The sequence below is a fragment of the Kitasatospora sp. NPDC007106 genome, from assembly GCF_040634455.1.
Taxonomy (GTDB): Bacteria; Actinomycetota; Actinomycetes; order Streptomycetales; family Streptomycetaceae; genus Kitasatospora; species Kitasatospora arboriphila.
In genome coordinates this window covers 1-1,238 of sequence record NZ_JBEYFP010001327.1, presented here as the reverse complement: position 1 = coordinate 1,238, position 1,238 = coordinate 1, and the positions used below count along the sequence as shown (strand labels likewise).

General features: G+C 76.8%; 1 protein-coding gene and 1 pseudogene. One reads left to right on the top strand and one right to left on the bottom strand.

Translation table 11 applies throughout. The features are described 5' to 3' along the window. Window positions 1-290: pseudogene (locus tag ABZ641_RS38210) on the top strand (hypothetical protein); the annotation flags it as partial. Between the two features lie 335 nt (window positions 291-625). Here ABZ641_RS38210 and ABZ641_RS38205 read toward each other — a convergent pair. Beyond that, a partial coding sequence (locus tag ABZ641_RS38205) for a universal stress protein (protein ID WP_359989254.1) occupies window positions 626-1,238 on the bottom strand: 613 nt, incomplete at its 5' end.

Here is a 1,238-nt window from a genome sequence, read left to right as displayed (position 1 = left end):
CGGCCGCCGGCGACGGACTCGCCGCCGAACAGGGCGGCTACCGGCTGGACCTGGCCGGGTTGGTGCTGCGGCGGGCCGCAGAGATCCTCGAACGGGTCGACCTCCGGCCGGCGGCCCTCCGTGCGGACCTCGCCGAGGGGCCGGCGGGTCCGCAGCGGCTCTACTCCGCCGCCGAGCTGGTCGCCCGTGCCGCGGACCTGCTCAGTGAGTCGGCCGCGCTCGTACACGACAACGAGCGCCGCTGGCGCGCCTTCGGTGCCCGGGTGGCGGAGCTGCGGGACGAAGCCTGACGCCTCAGCTGCGGCCGAAGAGCCTGGCCAGGAATCCGCGGCCGCTCCCGGCGGCCCTGTCGCAGGTGCATCGGTCCGCCTTGGGGACGCCGGCCAGGACCTGCTCGACGTGCATCCCGCACCCTGCGTAGGTGGCCTTGCCGCAGGTGCGGCACGTCGTCCGTCGGCACATGGTGGAACTCCCGGTCTCGCGTCACTGGTCCTTGCCGTCCCGATGATACCCCCTGGGGTATGAAAGCCGTGAGCGGTCCGCCCGCCGTGCCGTCGAGGACGACCGCCCGCCCGTGGGCCGCGGCCGGCGGCCCGTGCCCCGGAGCCCGTGCGGACCGTGGCGTTCAGGTGCCGGGGACGACGGCCACCGGGCAGGGTGCGCGGTGGACGGCGGCGTGTGCGACGGGCCCGATCCGGGGCGTCGGGCCGCTGCGGTGTCCGCCCCTGCCGACCACGACGAGCCGGGCCCGTTCGGTGCCCGTCGCCAGTGCGCGGGCCGGGCCGTCCGGGACGCACCGCTCCACCACCCGGACCCCGGCGTGCTTCTCGCGCCACGGCAGCAGTGCTGCGGTCAGCGCATCGCGGTCCGGGGGTCTGCCGGCGCCCGCGTGCAGGGCGAGCAACGGCGCGCAGTGGCGTTCCGCCGCGGCGAAGGCGAACTCCAGGACGGTCTCGTGTCCGGGCCGCAGACTCACGCCCGCCACGACCGCGCCCGTCAGTGCGGCCGCTTCCCGCGGGGCGGCCGCGCTCGCGGGCGCGCGGACCAGGACCACCGGCACGTCGGAGCGGGAGACCGCCTGGAGGGCCACCGAGCCGAGCAGCAGACCGCGTACGGCGCCCAGCCCGCGGGATCCGACCACCAGGAGTGCGGCCTCGTGTGCGGCGGGCAGCAGTTCGGCGGGGGACTCGCCGGGCACCAGCCGGGTCAGGACCAGGACATCCGGGTACTGCTCCCGC